Annotated in this window: 21 protein-coding genes, 1 other RNA gene and 1 riboswitch; of the genes, 11 read left to right on the forward strand and 11 right to left on the reverse strand. The window is 60.4% G+C overall.

Features of this window, described 5'->3' with window-relative positions:
* Positions 1 to 2: 2 nt before the first annotated feature.
* The 3 genes from mraZ to rsmI form a co-directional block, all read right to left on the reverse strand.
* On the reverse strand, positions 3 to 458 hold the full coding sequence (mraZ, locus tag E4P00_RS13905) for a division/cell wall cluster transcriptional repressor MraZ (RefSeq protein WP_003171868.1): 456 nt from the start codon (positions 456 to 458) through the stop codon (positions 3 to 5).
* Positions 459 to 813: 355 nt separating this feature from the next.
* Positions 814 to 1,167: RNase P RNA component class A (gene rnpB, locus E4P00_RS13910), an RNA gene on the reverse strand.
* A 95-nt stretch (positions 1,168 to 1,262) separates the two neighbouring features.
* Positions 1,263 to 2,168 carry a 16S rRNA (cytidine(1402)-2'-O)-methyltransferase gene (rsmI, locus tag E4P00_RS13915; protein WP_164699512.1) on the reverse strand — a complete coding sequence of 302 codons (906 nt, stop codon included), beginning with the start codon at positions 2,166 to 2,168 and terminating at the stop codon, positions 1,263 to 1,265.
* 176 nt (positions 2,169 to 2,344) lie between these two features.
* Between rsmI and E4P00_RS13920 the strand changes: the two genes are divergently transcribed.
* The 4 genes from E4P00_RS13920 (at position 2,345) to E4P00_RS13935 (ending at position 5,792) form a co-directional block, all read left to right on the forward strand.
* Positions 2,345 to 4,156, forward strand: a complete 1,812-nt coding sequence (locus E4P00_RS13920) for a penicillin-binding protein activator (RefSeq protein WP_078820309.1) — start codon at positions 2,345 to 2,347, stop codon at positions 4,154 to 4,156.
* Positions 4,156 to 4,527 (forward strand): YraN family protein, encoded by a 372-nt coding sequence (locus E4P00_RS13925; RefSeq protein WP_078820308.1) that lies wholly within the window; start codon positions 4,156 to 4,158, stop codon positions 4,525 to 4,527. Before E4P00_RS13920 ends, E4P00_RS13925 begins: the two co-directional genes overlap by 1 nt.
* A 93-nt stretch (positions 4,528 to 4,620) precedes the next feature.
* Positions 4,621 to 5,214, forward strand: coding sequence for a phosphoheptose isomerase (locus E4P00_RS13930; protein ID WP_007904374.1), 594 nt, complete (start codon positions 4,621 to 4,623; stop codon positions 5,212 to 5,214).
* Positions 5,211 to 5,792 carry a BON domain-containing protein gene (locus tag E4P00_RS13935; protein WP_005784922.1) on the forward strand — a complete coding sequence of 194 codons (582 nt, stop codon included), beginning with the start codon at positions 5,211 to 5,213 and terminating at the stop codon, positions 5,790 to 5,792. Before E4P00_RS13930 ends, E4P00_RS13935 begins: the two co-directional genes overlap by 4 nt.
* Before the next feature lie 69 nt (positions 5,793 to 5,861).
* On the opposite strand, the gene E4P00_RS13940 is transcribed toward E4P00_RS13935, so the two are convergent.
* Positions 5,862 to 6,632 (reverse strand): OmpA family protein, encoded by a 771-nt coding sequence (locus E4P00_RS13940; protein WP_005784920.1) that lies wholly within the window; start codon positions 6,630 to 6,632, stop codon positions 5,862 to 5,864.
* Between the two features lie 174 nt (positions 6,633 to 6,806).
* Positions 6,807 to 7,451, reverse strand: coding sequence for an MBL fold metallo-hydrolase (locus tag E4P00_RS13945; RefSeq protein WP_148853467.1), 645 nt, complete (start codon positions 7,449 to 7,451; stop codon positions 6,807 to 6,809).
* A gap of 149 nt (positions 7,452 to 7,600) precedes the next feature.
* Between E4P00_RS13945 and E4P00_RS13950 the strand changes: the two genes are divergently transcribed.
* Genes E4P00_RS13950 through E4P00_RS13965 form a run of 4 tightly spaced genes read left to right on the forward strand, consistent with a single transcriptional unit; the run spans position 7,601 to position 11,034 of the window.
* Positions 7,601 to 8,191: a paraquat-inducible protein A gene (locus E4P00_RS13950; RefSeq protein WP_248131790.1), complete on the forward strand. Its 591-nt coding sequence runs from the start codon at positions 7,601 to 7,603 to the stop codon at positions 8,189 to 8,191.
* Complete coding sequence (locus E4P00_RS13955) at positions 8,188 to 8,832, forward strand: paraquat-inducible protein A (RefSeq protein WP_032877734.1); 645 nt, start codon at positions 8,188 to 8,190, stop codon at positions 8,830 to 8,832. Before E4P00_RS13950 ends, E4P00_RS13955 begins: the two co-directional genes overlap by 4 nt.
* Complete coding sequence (locus E4P00_RS13960; protein ID WP_248131792.1) at positions 8,813 to 10,462, forward strand: MlaD family protein; 1,650 nt, start codon at positions 8,813 to 8,815, stop codon at positions 10,460 to 10,462. The genes E4P00_RS13955 and E4P00_RS13960 overlap by 20 nt, the downstream gene beginning before the upstream one ends.
* A gap of 14 nt (positions 10,463 to 10,476) precedes the next feature.
* A complete protein-coding gene (locus E4P00_RS13965) occupies positions 10,477 to 11,034 on the forward strand; it encodes a PqiC family protein (RefSeq protein WP_078820305.1) in 558 nt (185 codons plus the stop codon).
* Between the two features lie 12 nt (positions 11,035 to 11,046).
* Here E4P00_RS13965 and E4P00_RS13970 read toward each other — a convergent pair whose 3' ends face one another.
* The 5 genes from E4P00_RS13970 to E4P00_RS13990 all read right to left on the reverse strand — a co-directional run bounded on the left by E4P00_RS13970 (position 11,047) and on the right by E4P00_RS13990 (position 20,210).
* Positions 11,047 to 13,779, reverse strand: a complete 2,733-nt coding sequence (locus E4P00_RS13970) for a LuxR C-terminal-related transcriptional regulator (protein WP_248131795.1) — start codon at positions 13,777 to 13,779, stop codon at positions 11,047 to 11,049.
* A 250-nt stretch (positions 13,780 to 14,029) separates the two neighbouring features.
* Positions 14,030 to 15,394 (reverse strand): DUF1329 domain-containing protein, encoded by a 1,365-nt coding sequence (locus E4P00_RS13975; RefSeq protein ID WP_032877742.1) that lies wholly within the window; start codon positions 15,392 to 15,394, stop codon positions 14,030 to 14,032.
* 42 nt (positions 15,395 to 15,436) lie between these two features.
* Positions 15,437 to 17,296 carry a DUF1302 domain-containing protein gene (locus E4P00_RS13980; RefSeq protein WP_032877744.1) on the reverse strand — a complete coding sequence of 620 codons (1,860 nt, stop codon included), beginning with the start codon at positions 17,294 to 17,296 and terminating at the stop codon, positions 15,437 to 15,439.
* A 333-nt stretch (positions 17,297 to 17,629) separates the two neighbouring features.
* A complete protein-coding gene (locus tag E4P00_RS13985; RefSeq protein ID WP_248131798.1) occupies positions 17,630 to 19,312 on the reverse strand; it encodes a fatty acid--CoA ligase in 1,683 nt (560 codons plus the stop codon).
* Positions 19,313 to 19,577: 265 nt separating this feature from the next.
* Complete coding sequence (locus E4P00_RS13990) at positions 19,578 to 20,210, reverse strand: LysE family transporter (protein ID WP_005784901.1); 633 nt, start codon at positions 20,208 to 20,210, stop codon at positions 19,578 to 19,580.
* 84 nt (positions 20,211 to 20,294) lie between these two features.
* Between E4P00_RS13990 and E4P00_RS13995 the strand changes: the two genes are divergently transcribed.
* From E4P00_RS13995 to E4P00_RS14005, 3 genes are all read left to right on the forward strand, one after another.
* Positions 20,295 to 21,260 carry a 2-hydroxyacid dehydrogenase gene (locus E4P00_RS13995; RefSeq protein WP_078820395.1) on the forward strand — a complete coding sequence of 322 codons (966 nt, stop codon included), beginning with the start codon at positions 20,295 to 20,297 and terminating at the stop codon, positions 21,258 to 21,260.
* Positions 21,261 to 21,290: 30 nt separating this feature from the next.
* The gene (locus E4P00_RS14000; RefSeq protein ID WP_248131800.1) at positions 21,291 to 22,289 is read left to right on the forward strand and encodes a class I SAM-dependent methyltransferase; all 999 of its coding nucleotides are present in this window, start codon (positions 21,291 to 21,293) and stop codon (positions 22,287 to 22,289) included.
* A gap of 51 nt (positions 22,290 to 22,340) precedes the next feature.
* A riboswitch (yybP-ykoY riboswitch) is annotated at positions 22,341 to 22,459 on the forward strand.
* A gap of 88 nt (positions 22,460 to 22,547) precedes the next feature.
* Positions 22,548 to 23,132, forward strand: a complete 585-nt coding sequence (locus E4P00_RS14005; RefSeq protein ID WP_005784895.1) for a TMEM165/GDT1 family protein — start codon at positions 22,548 to 22,550, stop codon at positions 23,130 to 23,132.
* A 66-nt stretch (positions 23,133 to 23,198) separates the two neighbouring features.
* Here the strand turns inward: E4P00_RS14005 and E4P00_RS14010 are convergent, their stop codons facing one another.
* A complete protein-coding gene (locus tag E4P00_RS14010; protein WP_078820301.1) occupies positions 23,199 to 24,017 on the reverse strand; it encodes a M48 family metallopeptidase in 819 nt (272 codons plus the stop codon).
* Between the last annotated feature and the right edge of the window lie 31 nt (positions 24,018 to 24,048).

Here is a 24,048-nt window from a genome sequence, read left to right on the forward strand (position 1 = left end):
AGTCACAGGATCAAATCACGCAGTTCATCAGGCATGGCGCCCGGTTGTTGAATAGCAGCCAGGTCAGCTGCAGACACAGCATCCCAGGCATCTTCGTCCCACAATTGGAACTTGTTCAGCTGACCCACCAGCATTGCGCGCTTGTCGAGCTTGGCGTACTCGCGCAGACGCGGAGGCACCAGGAAACGACCGCTGCCATCGAGTTCAAGGTCAACGGCATTGCCGATCAGCAAACGCTGGAGGCGGCGGTTTTCTTCACGCAATGAAGGCAGCGCGCGCAACTTGGTTTCAATCAACTCCCACTCATCGAGGGGGTAAACACACAAACAAGGGTCAACGGCGTCAATCGTGATGATTAACTGCCCTGAACTTCGCGAAATGAGCTCGTCACGATACCGGCTCGGCATGGCGAGACGGCCTTTTGCATCGAGACTGATAGCGTTAGCTCCGCGAAACACAGATGCGTTTCTCCAAATTTTAGCGTTTTACGTTCAAAAAACCCACTTTGTGCCACTTTCCGCCACTTGCGCACACTATAGGAATGCGCCTACCACACCGTCAAGGCGCGGATTCAAGGAAAAGCCTTACAGAACGGAGATTTAGGAGGGTAAGAGGAGGAGAAACCAGAGTTTGACGATGTTTTTGACTCAACAACGGCAAATAGCTCATGGAGCTACGACTTAAAGTTAAAGTAATTTATTAAGAGTAAGATTTTTTTGGTATTACGAAGACGCATCTGCCAATGATTTGGCAGGGAGGGATTCTTGCGTTACTACCGGGTTTGCGCACGAGATTCGAACGCAAGGAAAAAAGGTGGAGAGTCGATCTGTAAGCCGGGTTCTGTCTTGAACAGTCATTCGTCTACGATGGCCATCACTGGACATCTTTAGCAACCTACCCGGTCCCAGCGCGGGCCACGCCTTGGGACCCTATTTGGTCTTGCTCCAAGTGGGGTTTACCTAGCCACGAACTGTTGCCAGTCGTGCGGTGCGCTCTTACCGCACCTTTTCACCCTTACCGGCACCGAAGCGCTTAGGCGGTTATTTTCTGTGGCACTTTCCGTAGGCTCACGCCTCCCAGGCATTACCTGGCACTTCGCCCTATGGAGCCCGGACTTTCCTCCCCCCCCTAATTTTCATAGAGGGCAGCGACTGTCCAATCGACTCTCCGCCGCGCAGGTTAACGGCACGAAGGTCTGAGGACAAGTATTAAAGTGCAGCAGTGCCATCATGTTCAGACGAAATACAGATTCGACCCCGGAACTATTCAGCTTTCTGTTTATCGAGCGCCACTTGATACAACACGTTTTTACGCACCCCGGTAATTTCTGCGGCAAGGGCAGCGGCACGCTTGAGCGGCATCTCCTTGAGCAACAAGTCGAGGATGCGCATGGCTTCGCTGCCCACGGCGTCTTCATTCTCCGGCGCACTCCAGCCCGCCACCAGCACCACACATTCGCCTCGCTGCTGATTGCTGTCGCCCTCGACAAACGCCCGCAACGCCTCCAGCGGCAGCCCCTTGAGGGTTTCGAAGGTCTTGGTCAACTCCCGGGCCAGCAATGCCAGGCGCTCGCCGCCGAACACCAGTTCCATATCCTGCAGGCATTCAAGGATGCGGTGCGGAGCTTCGTAGAAGATCAGGGTGCGCGGCTCTTCCTTCAGGGCCTGAAGGCGCGCGCGACGGCCGACTGCCTTGGCCGGCAGGAAACCTTCGAAAATAAACCGATCCGACGGCAAGCCTGCGGCAGATAATGCGGCAATCAGCGCGCACGCTCCCGGAACAGGCACTACATTGATACCAGCGGCGCGTGCCTGGCGGACCAGGTGGTATCCCGGATCGGAAATCAACGGCGTACCCGCATCGGAGATCAATGCCACGTCATCACCGGCCAGCAAGCGGGTGATGAAACGGCTGCCTTCTTCACGCTCATTGTGCTCATGGCACGCCGCCAGTGGCGTGCTGATTCCAAAATGCTGCATCAACCGTTGGGAGTGTCGCGTGTCTTCCGCCGCGATCAATTTAACCTCGCGCAACACCTTCAGCGCCCGGGCACTGATGTCGTCCAGGTTGCCAATCGGCGTCGCCACCACAAAAAGCGAGCCAGCAGTGGAATTCAATGGACCTGGAGCAGTCAAAACGCACACCTCGATGGTTGGCAAAAGCCACATTGTAGCGCGTAGACGCCTTGAAAATATGCCATCACGGTGGATGCCGTTTCAGCCAGCCTTTGCCAATCGCAACATTTACACGACCTAAATCCACGGTTTCACGCCACTAACATCGCGCCTGGGCCAGTGCTTGGGTACACTTCCACGCTAATTTGATCGGTATCAGGAACACTTACATGATCGCTTGCCTGCGGCTGCTCTCCGCCCTCTGCCTCGCTGCCTTGCTGGCCGCGTGTGCCAGCTCGCCCTCGTCCAGCCTTGGCGACCTGCCACGGACTCCGGATGCCAGTATCGAGCAACTGCTCGAACAGGCAACGAACGCCAACACGCCAGAAAAGGCCGCCATGCTGCGCCTGAGTGCGGCAGACCTGGCCTATCAGCAGAACAATGCCGGCCGCTCGTCGCAGATCCTTGCGCAGGTGCCCCTGGACGTCCTCAAACCCGCCGCGCAGATATTTGCCAGCACCCTGGCCGCCGAACTGGCGATGACTCGCAACCAGCCCAAGGCGGCATTGGCGGCGCTGAACCATCCCAGCCTGCAAAGCCTGAAGGAGCTGCCGGCAGACCAGCAGATCCGCACCGGTACCGTGCACGCCCGCGCTTACGAAGCCGACGGCCAGACCCTGGCCGCCGCTCGCGAGCGGGTCGCCATGGCGCCGCTGCTGACCGGCGATGCCGCTGCAAGCAACCACGAAGCCATCTGGGTGCTGATTGCCGCGCTGCCGGCCGAACAGTTGCAAGCCACCGGCAACCCGACACTCGATGGCTGGGTGACCCTGGCCCAGGCGGTCAAGGGCGCCGGCACCCTGGAGCAACAACAGGCTGCTATCGATACCTGGCGCGCACAGAACCCGGGCCACCCGGCAGCGGTGCAACTGCCCACGCCGCTGACCAGGCTCAAGGAACTGGCCAGCCAGCCCCTGAACAAGATCGCCGTGCTGCTCCCGCAGGAAGGCCCATTGGCTTCGGTCGGCAAGGCATTGCGAGAGGGTTTCATGGCGGCTCACTACCAGGCCGAACAGGCCGGGCAGAAGGCGCCGGTCATCGAGTTCTACGACAGCTCGCGCCTGAGCTCCCTCGATGACTTCTACGCCAAGGCCCAGGCCGCCGGCGTGCAACTGGTGGTCGGCCCGCTGGAAAAACCACTGGTGAAACAACTCAGTGCACGCCCGCAATTGCCGATCACCACCCTGGCACTCAATTACAGCGAGACCGACCAAGGCCCGGCGCAACTGTTCCAGTTCGGCCTGGCCGCTGAAGACGAAGCCCGTGAAGTGTCGCGCCGCGCCCGTGCCGATGGCCTGCATCGCGCTGCAGCCATGGTGCCGCGTGGCGAATGGGGCGAGCGTGTCTACAAAGCCTTCCGCCAGGATTGGGAAGCCAATGGCGGCACTGTGATGGGCGTCGAGTATGTCGATCAGCCAGTGGCACTGGCCCAGCAGATCGCCGACCTGTTCCAGTTGCGTAAAAGTGAAGGTCGCGCCAAGAGCCTGCAAAGCACGGTCGGCACCGACGTTGCCGCCCAGCCTTCGCGTCGCCAGGACATCGAGTTCATCTTCCTGGCGGTCACCCCGCAACTGGCCCAGCAGATCAAGCCGACCCTGAACTTCCAGTACGCCGGCGATGTGCCGGTCTACGCCACGTCCCATGTCTTCAGTGCCAGCGGCGACCGCAACCAGTACCTGGACATGACCAACGTGATGTTCTGCGAAACCCCTTGGCTGCTTGACACCACCGACCCGCTGCGCAACCAGGTCGCCGCGCAATGGCCGCAAGCCAATGGCAGCCTGGGCCGCCTGTACGCGATGGGCGTCGACGCCTACCGCCTGGCACCGCGCCTTGGCCAACTCAAGGCGTTGCCGGACACCCGTGTCGACGGTCTCTCGGGCAACCTGGGCATCAGCGCCAACCAGCGCGTTGACCGCCAGATGCCATGGGCGAAGTTCGTCGGCGGCGCCATTCAGCGCCTGCCCGATACCCCACGCTGATGCCTGAGCGGTCCAACGCACAAAGCGGCAAGGATGCCGAACTTCAAGCGCTGAAATATCTGCAACAACAGGGTCTGCGCCTTCTGGCGCAGAACTGGTTATGTAAACGCGGCGAGCTTGATCTGGTCATGCTTGACGGCGATACAGTAGTATTCGTCGAAGTCCGCTACAGAAAACACGCACAATGGGGTGGCGCGCTCGCCAGTATCGACGGGCGCAAGCGTCAGAAACTGATACTCGCCGCGCAGTTTTTTCTGCTAAAAGAGCATCGCTGGGCTGACAGCCCCTGCCGTTTCGATGTGGTCGCCATAGAAAGCACACCGTCGGGTCCTGCTGATCTGAACTGGCTCAAAGATGCCTTCGACAGCTGACGCACCCGGCACCTTCACCACACACTTTTGCTCTTTGCATTGCGGGCTGCACATTACCTGTGCCAAACAGCCGCGCTACTTAAGGTCACACAGATGGACATGCAATCCCGAATTCGCCAGCTTTTCCAGGCCAGCATCGACACCAAGCAACAGGCGATGGACGTACTTGCACCGCACATCGAGCAAGCCAGTCAGGTCATGGTCAACGCCTTGCTCAACGAAGGCAAAATGCTTTCGTGCGGCAACGGTGGTTCGGCTGGCGATGCCCAGCATTTCTCTTCCGAGCTGCTCAACCGCTTCGAGCGCGAGCGCCCGAGCCTGCCGGCCATTGCCTTGACCACCGACTCGTCGACAATCACTTCGATTGCCAACGACTACAGCTACAACGAAATCTTCTCCAAGCAGATCCGCGCCCTCGGCCAGCCGGGCGATGTGTTGCTGGCGATTTCCACCAGCGGCAACTCGGCGAATATTATTCAAGCGATCCAGGCCGCACATGATCGTGAAATGATTGTCGTAGCCTTGACCGGTCGGGATGGTGGCGGCATGGCTTCGCTGCTGCTGCCTGAGGACGTGGAGATTCGCGTCCCGGCCAATGTCACTGCACGCATTCAGGAAGTCCACCTGCTGGCGATCCACTGCCTGTGCGATCTGATCGACAGCCAACTGTTCGGGAGTGAAGAATGACCGTTAACCGCCTCAGCCTTTTGGCCATTACGCTGTGCCTCGCCATCAGCGGCTGCAGCTCGGCAATCACCGCTACACGGGACACCCCCATCCAGGACGACCGTGGCACACGTACTTTCGGCAGCACCATCGATGATTCGCTGATCGAAACCAAGGTCAAGGTCAATGTCGCCAAGGCCGCCACAGACCTGGGCAACGGCGCCTCGCGCATCGTGGTGACCAGCTTCAACGGCGTCGTCCTGCTGGCAGGGCAAACCCCGCGCGCCGACCTCAAGGCCCAGGCTGAACAAGCCGCTGCGGGCGTGCAACGAGTCAAGAAGGTCCACAACGAATTGCAGGTCATGGACCCGATCACCCTGCTGGCCATCAGCAACGATGCGCTGCTGACCACCAAGATCAAGGCGCAGATGCTCACCGACAGCGCGGTGCCGGGCTCGCGCATCAAGATCGTTACCGATAATGGCATCGTCTACATGATGGGCCTGCTGACCCAGGCCGAAGCGACCCGCGCGGCGAACCTGGTGCAGGGCGTGTCGGGCGTACAGAAGATCGTGAAGGTGTTCGAATACATCGACTGATGTAGACACACAGCCACAAAAAAGGGCGCCGTGCATTGACTGCACGGCGCCCTTTTTAGTGCCTAGCGTTTACTGGTATTGCTGGTACGGATTGCCTTGGAACTGGTTGTTCTGCTGTGGCGCCTGCTGCTGACCAGGCTGGCCGTATTGCTGGCCAGGGATCGGGCCGAGGTTGACCTCGACACGACGGTTCTGGGCGCGGCCATTTACGTCGGCGTTGCTGGCAATCGGGTTATCCGGGCCGGCACCGCGTGCGCTCAGGTTGGCACCGTTGACACCTTGGGAGGTCAGGTAGTTGGCCACGCTCTGCGCACGGCGCTGGGACAGGTCCATGTTCAACTGGCGGCTGCCGGTGCTGTCGGTGTAGCCGACGATCTGAATGGTGTTCTGGTTGAACTGCTTGAGGGAGTTGGCCAGGTTGTTCAGCGGCTGGTAGAAGCTGCTGGAGATCGCATCGGAGTTGGTGGCGAAGGTGATGTTGCCCGGCATGATCAGCTTGATCTGGTCACCCTGGCGCTGCACTTCCACACCGGTGTTGGCCATGCTTTCACGCAGTTTTTTCTCCTGCTGGTCGGCGTAGTAGCCATAGCCGGCAGCACCGGCACCTGCAACGACGGCGCCAATCAGCGCGCCCTTGCCACGGTTGTTATGGTCGATGGCAGCACCGGCCAATGCACCGGCCAGCGCGCCGAGGCCGCCGTACTTGGCGGTCTTGCTCATACCGCTTTCAGAACCATTGCCGGCCTGTCCCTGGCTGCCGTCATAAGGATTAGGCGAGGCACAGCCAGACAACAGGGCTACGGCGGTAGCGACAACAAGCAGACGACGCGGAGTAAACATGAAGGGAGCTCCTACTTTTGCATTCTGTGATGCAGAGGACATTGGCAATGGACCTGTGCCGAGTTTGGAACGCGACAAGCGGCAAAAATTCCGTGGGTACGCAAAGCATAGCTGTCTTTGGCTCGAGCCTGTGCCTGCGTGTCTGTACCGACTTGTATCAGAGCCGACAACCCATCACGCACGCACGAAAGGGTTCTCTCGCATCTCATCGCCCAGCAACGTATCCGGCCCATGCCCTGTCACCACTGTCGCGCGCTCATCCAGCGTGTATAAGCGCTGCTTGATCGACCGCACGATCGTCGCCTGGTCGCCGCCCCACAAATCCGTGCGCCCAACGCCGCGCCGGAACAAGGTGTCACCGGCAATCAGCAGCTTGGCATCGGCAAACCAGAAGCTCATCGAACCCGGCGTATGCCCAGGGGTGTGCAAGGCAACACCGCATCCACAGGCCAATTCTTCATCGTGTTCCAGCCAGCGATCCGGCGACGGCACTGGCACATAGGGCACGCGAAACATCTGGCATTGCATTTCCAGGTTGTCCCATAGAAATTGATCATCTTTGTGCAGGTGCAGCGTGGCTCCGGTTTTTTCTTTCAATTGACCAGAGGCCAGGAAGTGATCCAGGTGAGCATGGGTGTGGATAATGCTCACCACCTTCAGACCCAACGCATCAAGACGCGCCAGGATCAATTCGTGATTGCCGCCGGGGTCGACTACGATGGCTTTTTTAGTGATCGGGTCGCCAATGATGGTGCAGTTGCACTGCAACGGGCCGACGGGGAAGGTTTCGCGAATCAGTGGTGGTTTTTCGGTAGTCATGAGTGTCCTGCAAGCTCTCTGGCGCGTTCCAAGTGCAGTATGGTGGAGGTTGCCCCCACTCTGGAAGGGATCGATTCGGCGGTGTATCCGCTGCTAAGCTACACAAGCGCCATCCCCCGCTGCAGTCAGTCGCATTTGGAGCAACACCCATGGCGAATCAACAGATCATCTGCGAGCACTGCGACTGCGTGTACGAAAAGGTCACGCTCGCCAAACATCAAAAAGCCCTGTGTGTGCGGTGCTCGGGTGTGCTGCAGCGCTATAACGGCCTGTCGGTGCAACAACGCCTCGCGCTGACGGTGACCGCAGCAGTGCTGTGGACCTTTGCCAACTTTTATCCGGTGATGAGCATCAGCCTGCAGGGCTTGAAAAACGGTGCGACGCTGTGGGATTCGGTGGTGGCGCTGAGCCTGGGGCCGATCACGTTCATTGCGTTGGTGGCGGCGATCTCCATCATCATCGCGCCGGTGTTTCAGCTGGTCTTGCTGATCTGGGTTTTGAGTTTTGCCTTGGCCGGCCAGCGTTCGCCGGCGTTCAAACTGTGCATGCGCTGGCTGGAAGCGCTCAGGCCCTGGAGTATGCTGGAAGTCTGCCTGCTGGGCGCCATGGTTGCCGTGTTCAAACTGGCGGGGATGCTGGATGTGATCCCCGGTACCGGCCTGTTTGCCCTGGCCGCCCTTAGCCTGTTGCTGATCCGCATTGCCGGGCGCGATGTCCGCGACCTGTGGGACACCGTATGAATTCACCGCCCACCGCCCGCGAGCTCAACCTGTGCCTGTGCCATACCTGCGGCCAGGCCTGCGACATGCGCCTGGAGCCCACTGAATGCGAGCGCTGCGGCGCGCCCTTGCACCGGCGCAAAACTCAATCGCTGACACGCACCTGGGCCTACATGCTCACCGCCCTCGCCTTTTACATACCGGCCAATTTGCTGCCGGTGATGAACACCACCATGCTCGGCTCCGGCGCAGACAGCACCATCATGAGCGGCGTGCTGGAGTTCTGGCAGCATGGCGCCTGGGACATTGCCCTGATCATTTTCATCGCCAGCATTGCCGTGCCGGGCATCAAGTTCTTGTCACTGGGGTTGCTGCTGATCACCGTGCAGCGCAACAGCCAGTGGGCGCGCAAGGAACGCTCAAAGCTGTTTCGGTTTATCGAGCTGATCGGCTATTGGTCGATGCTGGACGTCATCGTGGTCGCACTGGTGGCCGCGCTGGTTAAGTTTCAAGCCCTGGGCACGATCGAACCGCGCCTGGGCATTCTGTTTTTTGGCTTGGTGGTGGTATTTACCATGCTCGCGGCCATGAGTTTTGATCCCCGGCTAATCTGGGAAAACCCACATAACGAGGAGACCTCGGATGAGCGCATCCAAGGCTGACACCCCTGCGGGGCAACCCGCGATCAAGACGCGTCGCTTCAGTGTCTCGCTGGTCTGGATCGTGCCGATTGTCGCCGTGCTGGTGGGGATCTCGCTGGTGATTCACAGCGTCATGCAACAAGGGCCGACCATCGTCCTCAACTTCAAGACCGGCAGCGGGCTGGTCGCCAACAAGACCGAGGTCAAATACCGCAACGTGGTGATCGGCCAAGTGACCGCCGTGGCCTTGAGTGGTGACCAGAAAAGTGTCAACGCCACCATCGAGCTATCCAAACAGGCCGAAAGCTTCACCCGCGAGGACTCTAAATTCTGGGTGGTGCGCCCACGTATCGGCGCAGGCGGCGTATCCGGTATCGACACACTGCTGTCCGGCGACTACATCGGCGCGGATATCGGCCAGTCCGAAACCCGCGCCAAACATTTCACCGGCCTGGAAAACCCGCCCCCCATCACCTATGGCGAGCCTGGCAAGCGTTTCACCCTGCACACGCAGACGCTGGGCTCCCTGGACATCGGCTCGCCGGTCTATTACCGCAAAATCCCGGTAGGCCAGGTGGTGGCTTATGAGTTGGACAGCGAAGGCAAGGGCGTGGACGTCGAAGTCTTCATACACGCGCCCAATGATGGGTATGTCACCGAGAACACGCGGTTCTGGAATGCCAGCGGTGTCGATCTGAGCGTCGGTGCCAATGGCTTTGCGCTGAAGACCGAATCGGTGTCGTCCATGCTGATGGGCGGGATCTCCTTCCAGGCCCCACCCTACAACCCCAACGACAAGCCGGCCGAGGAAAATCGCGGCTTTGAATTGTTCGAAGACCAGCAAAGCGCCCTCGCCCCGCCCAATGGCAAGGGGCAATACATGGTCCTGCGCTTTGATCAGGCCCTGCGTGGGCTGAAAGTCGACGCACCGGTGGAGTTCCTCGGCGTCGAGTTCGGCAAGGTGGTGTCGATCAATCTGGATTTCGATGCGAAGAAACGCAGCTTCCCGGTCAATGTCGGCATCGTGATCTACCCGCAACTGCTCGGCGCGGCCCATACCAAGCTGCTCAAGGCCATGAACAACAACCCTGACGATGAAGCGGCCGGCGTGCGCCTGATCGGCAGCTTCATTGAAAACGGCCTGCGCGCCCAGGCCCGCAGCGGTAACCTGCTGACCGGCCAGTTGTACATCGCCCTGGACTTCTACCCCAAGGCCGAGAAAGTGGCGTTCGATCCGAACCAGCGCCCCGTGGGCATTCCCACCATCCCGGGCAACCTGGAACAACTGCAGGAGAAGTTCGAAGGTATCGTCAACAAGCTCAGCCAACTGCCGGTCGAGCGGATTGCCGGCAACCTCGACGCCAGCCTGGTCGAACTGCGCAAGGGCCTGGCGCAATTCAACGCCAAGACACTGCCGGGTGTGCAGACGACACTGGCCGACGTGAGCAAGACCCTGCAATCGGCCAGCTCAACCCTGGCAGAAGACTCACCCCAGCGTGAACAACTGACCCAGACCCTGGATGAACTGGCACGCATGTCGCGCTCCTTGCGCGAGCTGTCCGATTACCTGGGCCGGCATCCGGAGTCGCTGATTCGCGGTCGTCCTGATAACGCCGCGCCGAACGACCTGCAAGGGCCACCCCGCAAATGACCATTGGAGCCGCCATGACGTCGCCGTTGAAGATCACACTGCTGACCACGATGCTGTTGCTCGCGGCCTGTCGCAGTGACCCCATCGCCTTCCACACCCTGACCCCGGCACATGCGAGCAACAGCTCACGCGCAGATGCCGGTGGTGTACGGATTGAAAGCCTCAGCGTGCCGCCCCAGGTCGACCGCGCGCAGATAGTGGTGCGCCAGGGTGACAGTGGGTTGGCGATTCTTGAAACCCAGTGGTGGGCCGCCAGCCTCGCTGACGAACTCAGGAGCGCGTTGGTGGATCAATTGGCCAATAGCGATCCACGCCACGCTGTGGCCCTGCGCCTTGAAGTGCAACGCTTTGACTCGGTCCCCGGGCAGTACGCGCTGCTCGACGTGCGCTGGCGCCTGCGCCAGATCAATGGCGACCGCCCAGCCCTGACTTGTCGCAGCACCTTGCAGTCACCCGCGGGGCCAGGCATCGACGATCTGGTGGTGGCGCATCAGAACAACCTCAAGCGGTTCGCGGCACTGATCAATCAAACCATCGGCACGTCACTCAAAGGCTGCCCTGCCACGCCATAAACTGCGCTGGGCTCAGACCAGCAAGCCCATGGCCTTGGCTCGCGCCACTGCCTGGGTTCGGCGCTCCACGCCGAGCTTGCTGTTGATATGGCTGGCGTGGGTCTTGACGGTGTGCAAGGAAATAAACAGCTGGTTGCTGATTTCCTGGTTTGAACAGCCTTGGGCAATCAGTCGCAGCACCGCCAGCTCTCGCGTACTCAGGGTTTCTTGACGAGCTGGGGCCTGGACCACGCTGACTTGGGGCAGCAGCGCCAGCAAGCTCTGGTTCAGCAGACCATGGGGATCTTTGCCCAACTGCTCACGCATCCAGTCCGGGTAGCCCTCCAGCAACCGCTGGAACGGCTGCAACGCGCCGCCCGAGCCGGCTTCAAGTGCACGGGCCAATACCTGTCCGGCCTTGGCCTCCTGGCCGCCCGCCAACAGAAGCTGCACCTGCTGGGTCAGCGCCATCAAGGCAATCATCTGTCGCCCACTGTTCTGGGACTGTTGCGCCAATGCTTCCAGACATTGCAACGCGGTGTCGGGCTGATGGCGTATGGCATCGAGCGCGGCTTGTTGCAGTTCGATATGTTGTGGCAGGTGTGGGTGGAACTCCGGCGCGGCAGCGGCGTGCTCGCCGTTGTAGGTCTGCCCCAGCCTGGTCAGCCAGGCGTCCGCCAGCTCGGTACGACCCTGGGCCAGCCATAGCTCGCATTTGATCAACGTAATCATCGCCAGGTAATAGATCGGCGGTACGTCCCAGATGTGCATCAAGCGCTCGGCCTCGGCCAGCTCGGCAAAGGCATTGGAAAACTGGCCGCGCCGCCCTTCAAAGTTGGCGATCACGCAATGCCCGATCAGCACACTGATATCCCGGCAGGCACGGGCTTCGGCCAGGCCGGCGCGCAAACGCACAAGGCCGGCTTCGGGCTGGTAACGCGCCAGCAGCAGGTAACCTTCGTAGAGCGACAACCGCGCACGCACCGCATACAGGCGCTGGGGCGCCAGGCCGTGCAAGCGTTCCAGGCCCTGGCGCACTTCGTCCAGGGAGCGCAGGATTTCGCCGCGTGACTGCAACACCCGCGCCCGGTCGTAATGGGCCAAGGCTTCAAACAACGGATTACCGACGCGCTGCGCCAGCTCCAGGGATTCGCGGTTCAAACCGCGGGCGCGCCACAGGTCGGCATCGACAATTGCCAGGTTGGACAGGGTCGACAGGCACATCAGGCGCTGGCCGTAGCGCTTTTGCGGCAGGCTCTCCAGTGCCTCGTTGCAATAGCGCAGGGTCAATTCGCGATCCCCGCGCCCACGGGCGATGATCCCGCTCAACGCCAGCCATTGGGCCAACATGGACCTTTGCGCGGTCGCCGAGGGTGCCGGCAGGAAGCGACTGAGGTAGCTGGAAAGCTCCTGGGCCGCGTCCAATTGGCACGCCAGGCCCAATGCCCAGCTGTAGAGCACGATCAAGCGCGGCGTGCTGATCAGCAGGCTGTCGGGCAAGTCCATCTTCCAGCGCAACAACATGCCAACATTCTGCTCTGCCAACAGTTGCTCTTCGGACAGGTTCTGGACCAGGTTCGCCGCCACGTCCAGATGGCCGGCCCGCAGCGCCTGCTCTACTGCCTCGTCGATCAAACCCTGGGCGTTGAACCAGCGGCAGGCGCGCAAGTGCAAGCTGGCCGGCGGCAATGTGGTGCTCTTCTCGCGGCGGGGACGCAGCAGGTCGGAAAACAAATGGTGATAGCGGTACCAGTGGCCCTGTTCATCCAGCGGCACCAGGAAAACCTGATGGGCCTGCAAATAATTCAGGATTTCGGCGCTGTCATGGGCTTCGCGGACCGCGTCGCACAACTCGCTGCAAAAACGCTCCTGGGGAGCAGTGTCGTACAGGAACGCTTGCACGTCGACAGGCAGGCAGTCGATGACTTCTTCAAGCAGGTAATCACGAATCAGCCCTTCGCCACCGTGAAGGCTTTGGGGTAAGGCCCCCTCATTGCCACCGGCTTCGGACGCCGCCAACAGCCAGAAGCGCAGGCCGGCGACCCATCCCTCGCTGCGGCGGATCAGGTTTTCCAACGCTTCGCCGCCTAACGCGCCGCTGTGCCCATCCAGCACGGCCAGGGATTCGTCGTGAGTCAGGCGCAGGTCTTGTTCATGCAGCTCCAGCAGATGCCGCGACAAACGCAGGCGCGCCAGGTGCCAGTCCGGACGCTGCCGGCTGGTGACCAGTACCAACAGACCGTCGGGCAAATGATTGAGGAAAAATTGCAGGCAACGATCCAGCACCGGGCCCTGGGCCAGGTGGTAGTCATCCAGCACCAGCAATAGCGGCGAGCGCGTGGACAGATGCTCCGCCAGCTCATCGAGCAGGCCGTCCAGCCATTCTTCAAAGGCAAAGGGTTGATGACGCTGACGCATTTTCAGCAAACCCAGGGATTGGGCGCCCAACTGCGGAAAATAGTGCTGCAAGCCGTCGAGCAATCGCTCCAGGAAGCGGCCGGGGTCATTGTCCCGTGGGCTCAGGCCCAGCCACAGACTTTGCCAGTGGGCCGGCAGGCCCTGGCAGAACTCCACCGCCAACGAACTCTTGCCGAACCCCGCCGGTGCGCAGACCAGCAACAATCGCCCGTCCAGGCCCGCGTTCAACCGTTGGCACAGGCGCGGGCGCAGCACGTAGCCGTCAGGCAATGGGGGCCTGTAGAAGCGGCCTTCCAGGGTTGGCATCACCACACTGGCAGGCCCTTGGATTCGGGACAGATCAGTCATCGCCGGGCTCTTGTAGAAGGCTGTTGTCGGCATTGCAGATGTCCGCAGACTAGCGGTAAAAGCGGCGGGATTGTAGATCTTTGCAACAATTGGCTGAAAAAGAACTGCGACAAGAAATATCCCTACAAACAGCACACACAAAAAGTGGGAGGGGGCTTGCTCCCGATGGCAGTGGATCAGTCAGAATTTTAATCGACTGTCAGACCGCCATCGGGGCAAGCCCCCTCCCACAGGGGTGCATTAGTGTGGGTTAGCGAACACCGTCCTGGCGCAGGGCCGCTGGGGTGAAGTCGCTGGTGGTGGCGGTGAAGCCGAAGTCATAAGCCTGTTTCTCTTCGTTCTTCATGCCCAGGGCGAGGTAGCGGCCGGACTGCAGGTCGTACAGGGTTTCCAGGGCGTACCACGGCACTTGCTTGTCGTAGTAGTTCTCGGCATGGGCTTCGGCAACGCGCCACAGTTGGCCACGGCCGTCGTAGTGGTCGATCACCGCCGCTTGCCAGGTGTCTTCGTCGATGAAGAAGTCACGCTTGGCGTAGATGTGGCGCTGGCCTTCCTTCAAGGTGGCGACCACGTGCCAGACGCGGCGCAGCTCGTAGCGCGCCAGGTCCTGGTTGATGTGGCCGGCCTTGATGATGTCGGCGTACTTGAGCTTCGGATCGTCGATCTTGTAGCTGTTGGAGGCGATGTAGATTTCTTTCTTGCCTTCCAGCTTCCAGTCGTAGCGATCCGGCGCACCGTTGTACATGTCGAGGTTGTCGGAGGTGCGCAGGCCATCGGCAGCAGTACCCGGCCCGTCATAGGACACTTGCGGGGCCCGGCGCACACGGCGCTGGCCGGCGTTGTAGACCCACGCCGAACGCGGTTCCTTCACCTGGTCCAGGGTTTCGTGCACCAGCAGTACACCACCGGCCAGACGCGCTGGCGCGGTGACTTGCTGCTTGAAGTAGAACAGGATGTTGCCCGGGTTTTTCGGATCGAAATCCTTCATCTTGTCGCGGAACACAAACTGATCGCGGAAGTACACCAGGCTGTAGGAACCGTTGGTTTGCGGCGTGGCCTGGGTGACCAGACGGGTTACGCTGCCGCCGCGATAACGGGTGATGTGGTTCCAGATGACTTCAACGCCGGTTTTGGGAATCGGGAACGGCACGGCGGTCTCGAAGTTTTCCAGACCGTTGCCGCCGGACACCAGGTTGGTAGTGGTGGCGTTTTTCTTGATGGCAGCGAACACGTCAGCCGGCACCGTGGCACCGCGATGAGTCGGGTAGACCGGCATCTTGAAGCTGTCCGGGTAACGCTTGAACATCGCGTACTGCCCTGGAGCCAGTTTGTCTTTGTACTGCTCGACGTTCTGCGCGGTGATGGTGAATTGCGGTTGTTCGCTGGCATATGGGTTGGCCAGGAAGCCACGGGAATCCACGGCGCCGGCGTTGGTTGGCAAGGGTGACCATTTGGGGATGGTGCCGGCCGCGTTGCCCGCCATCTCGGCGCCCATCGGGGTCAGGGTAGTACCGAGCTTGGCAGCTTCATCCGCCGAGACCGCCGCCATGACGTTGCTCGCCAGGATCGACAGCCCAAGCACACCGACGTGCAACAGACTTTTAGTTATTTTCATACTCTGGTCTTCCTGAATACATGCCACTTGAAAAGAGTGTGCTTAGAAGTTGGCGCCGAAGCTCAAGGCGACAAAGTCGCGATCATCCACGGTGCTGAACTTGCCACCAAAGAAGTTGGTGTACGCCAGGCTCGCGGTGTAGGTGTTCTGGTATTCGGCATCCAGGCCAAGGCTGACCGCCTTGCGACCCTCTTCAAAGTTGCCGCCGGGACCTGGCGAGTAACCTTTGACGTCATGGGACCAGGCCACGTTGGGCTTGAGGTTCACGCCAGCGAACACGTCCGGGTATTCCCAGATGGCACGGGCACGGTAGCCCCAGGACGTTGCAGTGGTGTAGCCGTCGTTGTTGCAGTTGGTGTTCAGGCCGGCAGCGTTGGGCAGCCCGGCGCCGTTGGCGGTGGAGTTGTTCAGCGCGTTGCAGAACCCACCTGGCAGCGTGCCTGGGCCGAACACCGGATCGCGACCATAGCGAGCCTGGGACTTGCTTTCCAGGCCACCCACATGGGTCACACCGATTTCACCGACCGTGGTCAGGCGACTGGCGCCCATCACCTGGTCGAAGAAGTGTGTAAAGGTGGTCTGGAACTGGGTGACTTCCTTGCGGTTGTAGCCATGCAGGTCTTGGCCCGGCGAGCCCTTGAGCACCGAAGCATTGCCAAAGCCAGGGATCGGCGTGACACCGGCAAACAGAATGTCGGTGGTACTCAACTGCACCGGCGCATTCGGCCGATAGCTCAATTCACCACTCCAGGCGGTGCCGGTAGGCAGCGTGGTGGAGAAGCTCAAGCCGTAGAGACGAATATCCTCCGGGTACTCGACGAAGTAGTTCGAACTGCCCGCCACGATCAGTGGACGCAGTGCCCCCAGCGGGCCCAGTGGACGGGTGTAGGCCGCAGACGGTGCACCCTGCGCACTAAAGATCGGCGCACGGCTGTGGTAGTTCATGAAGTAGGCGCCGAACTCGGTGTCCAGCGGTTCGAAGTTGTAATGCATGGCCACACCGAACTGGCCGCTGTCACGCGCATCACGGTCCGGCCCACGGCGCACCAGCACGCCTTCGCTGTTCACGTCCACGCCCAGGGCACCCAGGGTCGGCAGTGCCGCAGCGGGAATGGTCGAGCGCTTGTTCAACACCCGCAGGTTATTGCTGCAACCATCGGAGATCACGTCTGGCTGGGAGAAGAAAGTGCCGCAGTTATCAGTGACAGTCTGGTCCCATTCCAGTTGATAGAACGCTTCGGCCGACAGATTGTCGGTGAGCGTCTGGGACACGTAGAACATGTTGACCGGAATCAGGCCTTCCTTGATCTCGGCCCCCGGGCGACGAAACGCCGACACGTCGATCGGGTTGATGGAGTTGATGCCGCCGCCGATGAAGGTACTTTCGCCCCAGCTCACGACCTGCTTACCAAAACGCACGGAACCCGGCGCATCGGCAATCGAGTAGTTGTGGTAGACGAACGCATCGAGAATCTGACCGCCAGAAGACTTGGCGCCTTCCTTGCGGTTGTTGTCGCTGATGTCCTTGAACTGACGGCTCTCGTCCTTGAGTTCAAAGTCGTACCAGTACTTGCCGCGCACAAAGACGCCGGTGTCGCCGTACTTCAGTTCCAGGTCATGAATACCCTTGAAGATCTTCGAGAACGTCTCGCCGCGCTTGAAGTTCAGGTGACCGTCATCGGAAGTCTGGGACAGGCCCTTGCCGCCATTGTTGGCGCCGATCAGATCACGATTGGGCTTGGCCGTAGACCAGCTCGCACCCACCGAAAGCGAGGAGTCAAAGCTCCCTTCGATTTCACCGATGTTGAAACTGACGCCGAATGCAGGCCCGGCGAGCGTAGAAGCGAGACTGACGGCCAGGGGCAGTCTTGCCCGGCGCCAGAACTGGTTTACTTGGGTCATCGACGCTACTCCATGTGCATATTTTATTGTTATGGCAGTGAGCCCTTTCTTCAGATGTAACGGCCGGGATACAACGATTCCAATGCCGAACCGCAACCGAGCCTCCCTGGCTCGACGCGCAACATCCGCGAAAAACTCTGAAAGGGACTATAGCCAGAGGGGGGGTAGTGCTTGATCCCTCTAAAGTGTGATTTGCATCACCAACCTGTCTGCCACAACCCTTTCGCCACGCCGACGAAGGTCGACGCGGGAAGGATGGCTGAAATTCGGCAAATCACAAGTAGAGGCTTGAGATAGAGCAGCGCCGCGCCCAAAAGGGCGCGGCGAGGGGCGTCAAAGCGTAGACAGGAAGGTGCTGTTGTTGGCCTGCCATTCGATGATGTCGATACGGATACGTTTTTTGTCGAGCTTACCTACGCTGGTCTTGGGAATTTCAGTAACAACGGCGATCTGGCTCGGAATCGCCCACTTGCTCAAATGCCCCAGTTCAACGTAAGGCTTGAGGTGCTCCTTGAGCTCCCGCGCCCCAATCACTTGGCCCTCATGCACCACCAGCAAGGCAAAGGGGCGCTCGCCCCATTGCGGATCGGCGATGCCCACCACCGCTACCTCGCGTACCGCCGGGTGGCGGCTGACCAGGTCTTCGAGGGCCAGGGACGAGATCCATTCCCCACCGGTCTTGATCACATCCTTGATGCGATCACGGATATCGATCACACCAAACGCGTCCAGTGTGGCAACGTCGCCGGTGTGCATCCAGCCGCCGGCCCACAGCTCGGCGCCCTTTTGCGGTTCGTTGTAATAACCCTCGGTCAGCCAGGGCGCGCGCAGCACCAGTTCGCCCTGGGTTTCGCCGTCGGCGGGGAGAAAATTGCCGTCGGTGTCCATGATTGCCGCCTCCACCAGCGGCCCAGGCACACCGGCCTTGATGCGATAGGTGGTGCGTTCGTCTTCGCTGCCGGCCATCAGCTCTTCATTGAGGTGCGCGCACGACACCAGCGGCCCGGTCTCGGACATGCCATACGCGGCGGTCAATTGAATGCCGCGGGCCTTGGCGGCTTCGTACAGCGAGCGGTTGAGCGCGCTGCCGCCAATGACGATTTTCCACCCACCAAAATCCACGCCCTGGGCAGCCTTGGCGTTGAGCACCATTTGCAGGATGGTCGGCACGCAATGGGAGAACGTGACCTTCTCCTTGCGCCACAGCTGCACCAGGTATTCGGGGTCATAACGCCCGGGGTAGACCTGCTTCAAGCCGAGCATGGTCGCCACATAGGGCAGGCCCCAGGCGTGTACGTGGAACATCGGAGTGATCGGCATGTACACATCGTTGGTGCCCAACAGACGCACGCTGTCGACGCTGCCCATGATGGTCGCCACGCCAATGGTGTGCAGCACCAATTGGCGATGGGTGAAATACACCCCTTTGGGGTTACCGGTGGTGCCGGTGGTGTAGAAGGTGGTGGCGACGGAGTTTTCGTCGAAGTCCTGGAAGTCGTACTGGGGGCTGGCGGCGGCCAGCAGGGTTTCGTACTCACCGACCAGGTTGGGTAGTTCGGCGGTGTGGGTGTCACCATCGGTAATCAACAGGGTCTTGTCGACGGTGGTGAGCTGCCCGGCAATCGCCTGATAGAGACTTACGAACTCACTGTTGACCAGCACGAAGCGGTCTTCGGCGTGGTTCATGGTGTAGAGAATCTGTTCCGGCGACAGGCGCACGTTGATGGTGTGGATCACCGCGCCGATCATAGGGATAGCAAACATGCACTCCAGGTAACGGTGGCTGTCCCAGTCCATTACGGCCACGGTGTCACCGGCCTTGACCCCGGCTTCGGTCAGCACATTGGCCAGGCGCGCAACGCGCTCGATCAGCGTCGGGTAGGTGTAGCGCAGCTTGTCGCGGTAGATGATTTCCCGGGTCTTCTCGTAGCGAGTCCCGGACATCAACAGGCGCTTGATCAGCAGCGGGTATTGGTACGCACCTTCGGCGGGCGGGATAACACGGGTCTGCAACATACGAATCCCTTTAATGACTGCACGGTCTTGACTTGAAGACCTGCACTGTAGAGGGCTTATGTTTCAACCAAATCAGCCAAAGGAATGATTTGCGGAACTCAGCAAATGCTAGCTTTGCGCCAGTATCTGCGGCTTATGGAAGACCAATGTGGGAGGGGGCTTGCTCCCGATAGCAGGGTGTCAGTCAGCTTATGTAGGGCTGACACACCGCTATCGGGAGCAAGCCCCCTCCCACATTTGAGCTGTGTACCCTTGAGAAAATTGATTACTTCATGCTGGTAAACGCCAACTTCACCCCAATGGCGATCAACACCGCGCCCATGGTCCGATCAAACCAATGCCCCATGCGCGCAAAGCCGGCGCGTACACGCTGCTGGCTGAACAACATGGCCACCAGACAAAACCACAAGGCAGTCGCCACCGCCAGGTACACGCCATAACCCGCTTGTACCGCCAGTGGCGTATGCGGGTTGATCACCACGGTGAACAGCGAGAGGAAGAACAGCGTCGCCTTGGGGTTCAGGCCATTGGTCACAAAGCCTGCGGTAAACGCACCGCGTGGAGTGCGCTCGCCCGCTTCGCGGTGCAACTCGCCCTCGGCGGCGGGCTTGGCCGGCTGCGCACGCAGGGCCTTGAAACCGATATACAGCAGGTACGCCGCTGCGGCCCATTTGAGCGCATTGAACAACACGATGGACTGGGACACGATCAAACCGATCCCCAGCAACGAGTAACCCACATGCACGAAAATCGCCGTGCCAACGCCCAGGGCCGTCCAGGTGCCGGCGCGGCGACCGTGGGTCACGCTCTCACGGACCACCACGGCGAAATCCGGGCCGGGGCTGGCCACCGCCAACAAGTGAATCAAGGCTACGGTCAAAAACTCGGCGACGTACATGCTCACTCCATTAAGTAACTGATTATTTCATCTGATAGGCTCGGAAGATTACGCCTTCGAACCTCGTCGCAAAAGGTACAGTTGATCATGAACAATCGCCGCGCCGTCTTCCTCGACCACCCTTCACTGGACTTGGGCGACCTCGACCTCAGCGGTTTGCGCGACTGCTTCAGCCAGTTGCAGCTGTTTGAGCAGACCACGCCACAGAATGTGGTGGAACGCTTGCAGGGCGCTCAAGTCGCGATCAGCAACAAAATCCCGCTCACGGCGCAAACCCTGGCGGCGTGCCCCGAGCTCAAGCTGATCCTGGTTTCAGCCACCGGCACCAACAATATCGACCTCGAAGCCGCCCGCGCCCACGGCATCACCGTGAGCAACTGCCAGGGTTACGGCACGCCGTCGGTGGCCCAGCACACGATCATGCTGCTGCTCAACCTCGCCACGCGCTTGAAGGACTACCAACAGGATGTGGCCGCCGGCAAATGGCAGCAGGCCAGGCAGTTCTGTCTGCTGGACCATCCAATTGTCGAGCTGGAAGGCAAAACCCTCGGCCTGCTCGGCCATGGCGAACTGGGCAGCGCGGTGGCGCGCCTGGCCGAAGCCTTCGGCATGCGCGTGGTACTCGGCGCGATTCCCGGGCGCCCTGCCCGCTCCGACCGCGTGCCACTGGATCAACTGCTGGCCCAGGTCGATGCGCTGACCTTGCATTGCCCGCTCAATGAACACACCCGCGACTTTATCGGCGCCCGTGAACTGGCGCTGCTCAAGCCCGGCGCGTTTATCGTCAACACCGCCCGTGGTGGCTTGATCAACGAACAGGCCTTGGCGGACGCGCTGCGCAGTGGTCATCTGGGCGGCGCGGCGACCGACGTGTTGAGTGTGGAGCCGCCGATCAATGGCAGCCCGCTGCTGGCCGGCGATATTCCTCGGTTGATTGTCACGCCCCACAATGCCTGGGGCAGTCGCGAAGCGCGGCAACGCATCGTCGGCCAATTGACGGAAAACGCCCGAGGCTTTTTCAGCGGTGCCCCGCTGCGCGTCGTCAGTTGATAAACTGCGCCCCTTTTCAAGGAGCAGACCATGGATCCGCGCAGTGAAGTACTGCTTCGCCAGGCCGAACTTTTTCAAGGCAACCTGCTGCTGGTAGGTTTGCCTGCCGACGACTTGCTCGGGCGCTTGCCCAACGCCCATGGCTGGTGCTGGCACGCCGGCGACCAGGCCGCGCTTGATGCACGGTTTCCCGAGCGCAGCCAGTTCGGGGTGAATGTGCCCGAGCGTGCCTTCGATGCCGCAGTGATCTTCCTGCCCAAGTCCAAGGACCTCACCGACTACCTGCTCAACGCCGTGGCCGCTCGCCTGCCTGGCGCCGAGCTGTTTCTGGTGGGTGAGAAAAAAGGCGGTATCGAAAGCGCTGCCAAGCAGATGACCCCCTTCGGCAAGCCGCGCAAGCTGGATAACGCGCGGCATTGCCAGCTATGGCAAGTCACCGTCGCCAACGCCCCGCAAGCGGTCGAACTGGAGAGCCTGGCACAGGTCTTCGATGTACTACTGGCCGAAGGCCCGCTGAAGGTGGTGAGCTTGCCGGGAGTGTTCAGCCATGGCCGCCTGGACCGCGGCACCGAGTTGCTGCTGGAGCACCTGGACAAGCTGCCCAGCGGGCATCTGCTCGATTTCGGTTGCGGCGCCGGGGTACTGGGGGCTGCGGTCAAGCGTCGCTACCCGCATAACACCGTGACAATGCTGGATGTGGATGCCTTCGCAGCTGCCAGCAGTCGGCTGACGTTGGCGGCGAACGGCCTGGAAGCCGAGGTACTGACCGGGGATGGAATCGATGCCGCGCCAATGGGGCTAAGCGCGATTTTGAGCAACCCGCCGTTCCATGTCGGGGTGCATACCGATTACTTCGCCACGGAAAACCTGCTGCGAAAAGCAGCCAAACATCTGGCAAAAGGTGGCGAACTGCGCTTGGTTGCCAACAGCTTCCTGAAGTATCAGCCGCTGATCGAAGAGCATCTGGGTATCTGCGCAATCAAGGCCGAAGGCAATGGTTTTCGCATCTACCGCGCCAAGCGCCCCTGACGGCCGTTTGAAAAAGAACGCTTGCCGAATGGATTTTGCCTAGGCAGAATCCGCAGCGTCCTAGGGGAGTAGTCTCCCACGAGCCCATGCTCGTCCGGCATACGTCAACATACTTGGTCAGCAGACCATGGCGTATGCGACCCAGGAGTCCGCACAGACGGGCCGGGGTTTGACAAGACCTATGACACGCACACCTTACCCGGGGCGGGAAGGCTGTACGTGTCATAGCCGTGTCGACCCGCCCCTGGAAACTACCTGATGCTGGATTCACTACTCGTTCCTACCGCAATCGTTGCCTTGGCCGAAATCGGCGACAAGACGCAGTTACTCGCGCTCATTCTTGCTGCCCGCTTTCGCAAACCCTGGCCGATCATTGCCGGCATTGTCGCCGCAACCCTGGCCAACCATGCGGCCGCCGGTGCCGTGGGCGCCTGGTTCGGGAGTTTCTTCTCGGATGCGGTGCTGCACTGGATCCTCGCGGCGAGCTTCTGTGCCACGGCACTCTGGACCCTGGTGCCAGACAAACTCGATGATGACGAAGCCAGTACCACCCGCAAGTTCGGGCCATTTCTGACCACGCTGATTGCGTTCTTCCTTGCGGAAATCGGTGACAAGACCCAGATCGCCACGGTGATGCTGGCAGCGCAGTATCCGGAGTTGTGGCTGGTGATTATCGGCACCACGCTGGGCATGTTGATTGCCAACGTACCGGTGGTTCTGGCGGGGAATTTCGCGGCGGAGAAACTGCCGCTGACCTTGATTCGTCGATTGGCGGCCACAGCGTTCTTTGTACTGGCGATTGTGGCGGTCTACAAAGCCATGCAAAGCAGCGGCTGGATCTAAGACTGCAACCCGATCTATTGTGGGAGGGGCGGTGCGCCCCTCCCACATTTGGATCGTCATCAAGCCTCAGGATTTCTTGGCCTGCTGGTACAGCGGCATTACCTTCGGAATCGCTGCCTGCAACGAAGCAATCCGGCTGTCGGAAGCTGGGTGAGTACTCATGAATTCCGGCGGCGCGCCTTCGGAAGCCTTGGCCATTTTGTTCCACAAGGTGATCGCGGCGTTCGGGTTGTAGCCGGCACGCGCCGAAAGCTCCAGGCCGATCAGGTCGGCTTCGTTTTCGTTGCTGCGGCTGTTGGGCAAGGTCATGCCATAGTTGGCCACGGTATCGGCCAGTGCCAGGCTGTCCTGGCCAAGACCGAATATTGCACCAGCGCCCTGCTTGGCCATTTCAATACCGTACGCCTTGGACATCGCTTCACGACCGTGCTCACGCAGGGCGTGGGCGATTTCATGGCCCATCACCGCAGCCAACTCGTCATCGGTGAGCTTGAGGTTGTCGATCAGCGCGCTGTACACCAGGATCTTGCCGCCAGGCCCGCAGTTGGCGTTCATCTCGTCGCTTTTGATCAGGTTCACTTCCCAGTTCCACTGGGCGGCATCTGCGCGAAAGGTCGGCGCCTGGGCGATCAGGCGCTTGGCGATGGCCTGCACACGCTTGGCGTTGGCGCTGGTCTTGTCCAGAACGCCTTTGCCACTGGCTTCACCCAGGGTCTGCTGGTAAGACTGGGCGTACATCTGGTCGACTTCCTGGCTCGACAACATGCTGAACATGTATTGCTTGCGCTCAACCCCAACAGCACCGCCGCTGGTCGTGTTGACCGACTGGCAACCCGCCAGCAACATCGCTGTAACCAAACCGCTTACCGCCAATGACTTCTTCATGAACACGCTCCCTGAAAACATGGCGCGTATC

The organism is Pseudomonas sp. B329, assembly GCF_023127835.1.
GTDB lineage: Bacteria > Pseudomonadota > Gammaproteobacteria > Pseudomonadales > Pseudomonadaceae > Aquipseudomonas > Aquipseudomonas synxantha_A.

Coding starts and splice junctions, on each gene's coding strand:
- rsmI (WP_164699512.1), bottom strand. CDS start 2,168: ATGTGGCTTTTGCCAACCATCGAGGTGTGCGTTTTGACTGCTCCAGGT.
- E4P00_RS13920 (WP_078820309.1), top strand. CDS start 2,345: ATGATCGCTTGCCTGCGGCTGCTCTCCGCCCTCTGCCTCGCTGCCTTG.
- E4P00_RS13925 (WP_078820308.1), top strand. CDS start 4,156: ATGCCTGAGCGGTCCAACGCACAAAGCGGCAAGGATGCCGAACTTCAA.
- E4P00_RS13930 (WP_007904374.1), top strand. CDS start 4,621: ATGGACATGCAATCCCGAATTCGCCAGCTTTTCCAGGCCAGCATCGAC.
- E4P00_RS13935 (WP_005784922.1), top strand. CDS start 5,211: ATGACCGTTAACCGCCTCAGCCTTTTGGCCATTACGCTGTGCCTCGCC.
- E4P00_RS13940 (WP_005784920.1), bottom strand. CDS start 6,632: ATGTTTACTCCGCGTCGTCTGCTTGTTGTCGCTACCGCCGTAGCCCTG.
- E4P00_RS13945 (WP_148853467.1), bottom strand. CDS start 7,451: ATGACTACCGAAAAACCACCACTGATTCGCGAAACCTTCCCCGTCGGC.
- E4P00_RS13950 (WP_248131790.1), top strand. CDS start 7,601: ATGGCGAATCAACAGATCATCTGCGAGCACTGCGACTGCGTGTACGAA.
- E4P00_RS13955 (WP_032877734.1), top strand. CDS start 8,188: ATGAATTCACCGCCCACCGCCCGCGAGCTCAACCTGTGCCTGTGCCAT.
- E4P00_RS13960 (WP_248131792.1), top strand. CDS start 8,813: ATGAGCGCATCCAAGGCTGACACCCCTGCGGGGCAACCCGCGATCAAG.
- E4P00_RS13965 (WP_078820305.1), top strand. CDS start 10,477: ATGACGTCGCCGTTGAAGATCACACTGCTGACCACGATGCTGTTGCTC.
- E4P00_RS13970 (WP_248131795.1), bottom strand. CDS start 13,779: ATGACTGATCTGTCCCGAATCCAAGGGCCTGCCAGTGTGGTGATGCCA.
- E4P00_RS13975 (WP_032877742.1), bottom strand. CDS start 15,394: ATGAAAATAACTAAAAGTCTGTTGCACGTCGGTGTGCTTGGGCTGTCG.
- E4P00_RS13980 (WP_032877744.1), bottom strand. CDS start 17,296: ATGACCCAAGTAAACCAGTTCTGGCGCCGGGCAAGACTGCCCCTGGCC.
- E4P00_RS13985 (WP_248131798.1), bottom strand. CDS start 19,312: ATGTTGCAGACCCGTGTTATCCCGCCCGCCGAAGGTGCGTACCAATAC.
- E4P00_RS13990 (WP_005784901.1), bottom strand. CDS start 20,210: ATGTACGTCGCCGAGTTTTTGACCGTAGCCTTGATTCACTTGTTGGCG.
- E4P00_RS14000 (WP_248131800.1), top strand. CDS start 21,291: ATGGATCCGCGCAGTGAAGTACTGCTTCGCCAGGCCGAACTTTTTCAA.
- E4P00_RS14005 (WP_005784895.1), top strand. CDS start 22,548: ATGCTGGATTCACTACTCGTTCCTACCGCAATCGTTGCCTTGGCCGAA.
- E4P00_RS14010 (WP_078820301.1), bottom strand. CDS start 24,017: ATGAAGAAGTCATTGGCGGTAAGCGGTTTGGTTACAGCGATGTTGCTG.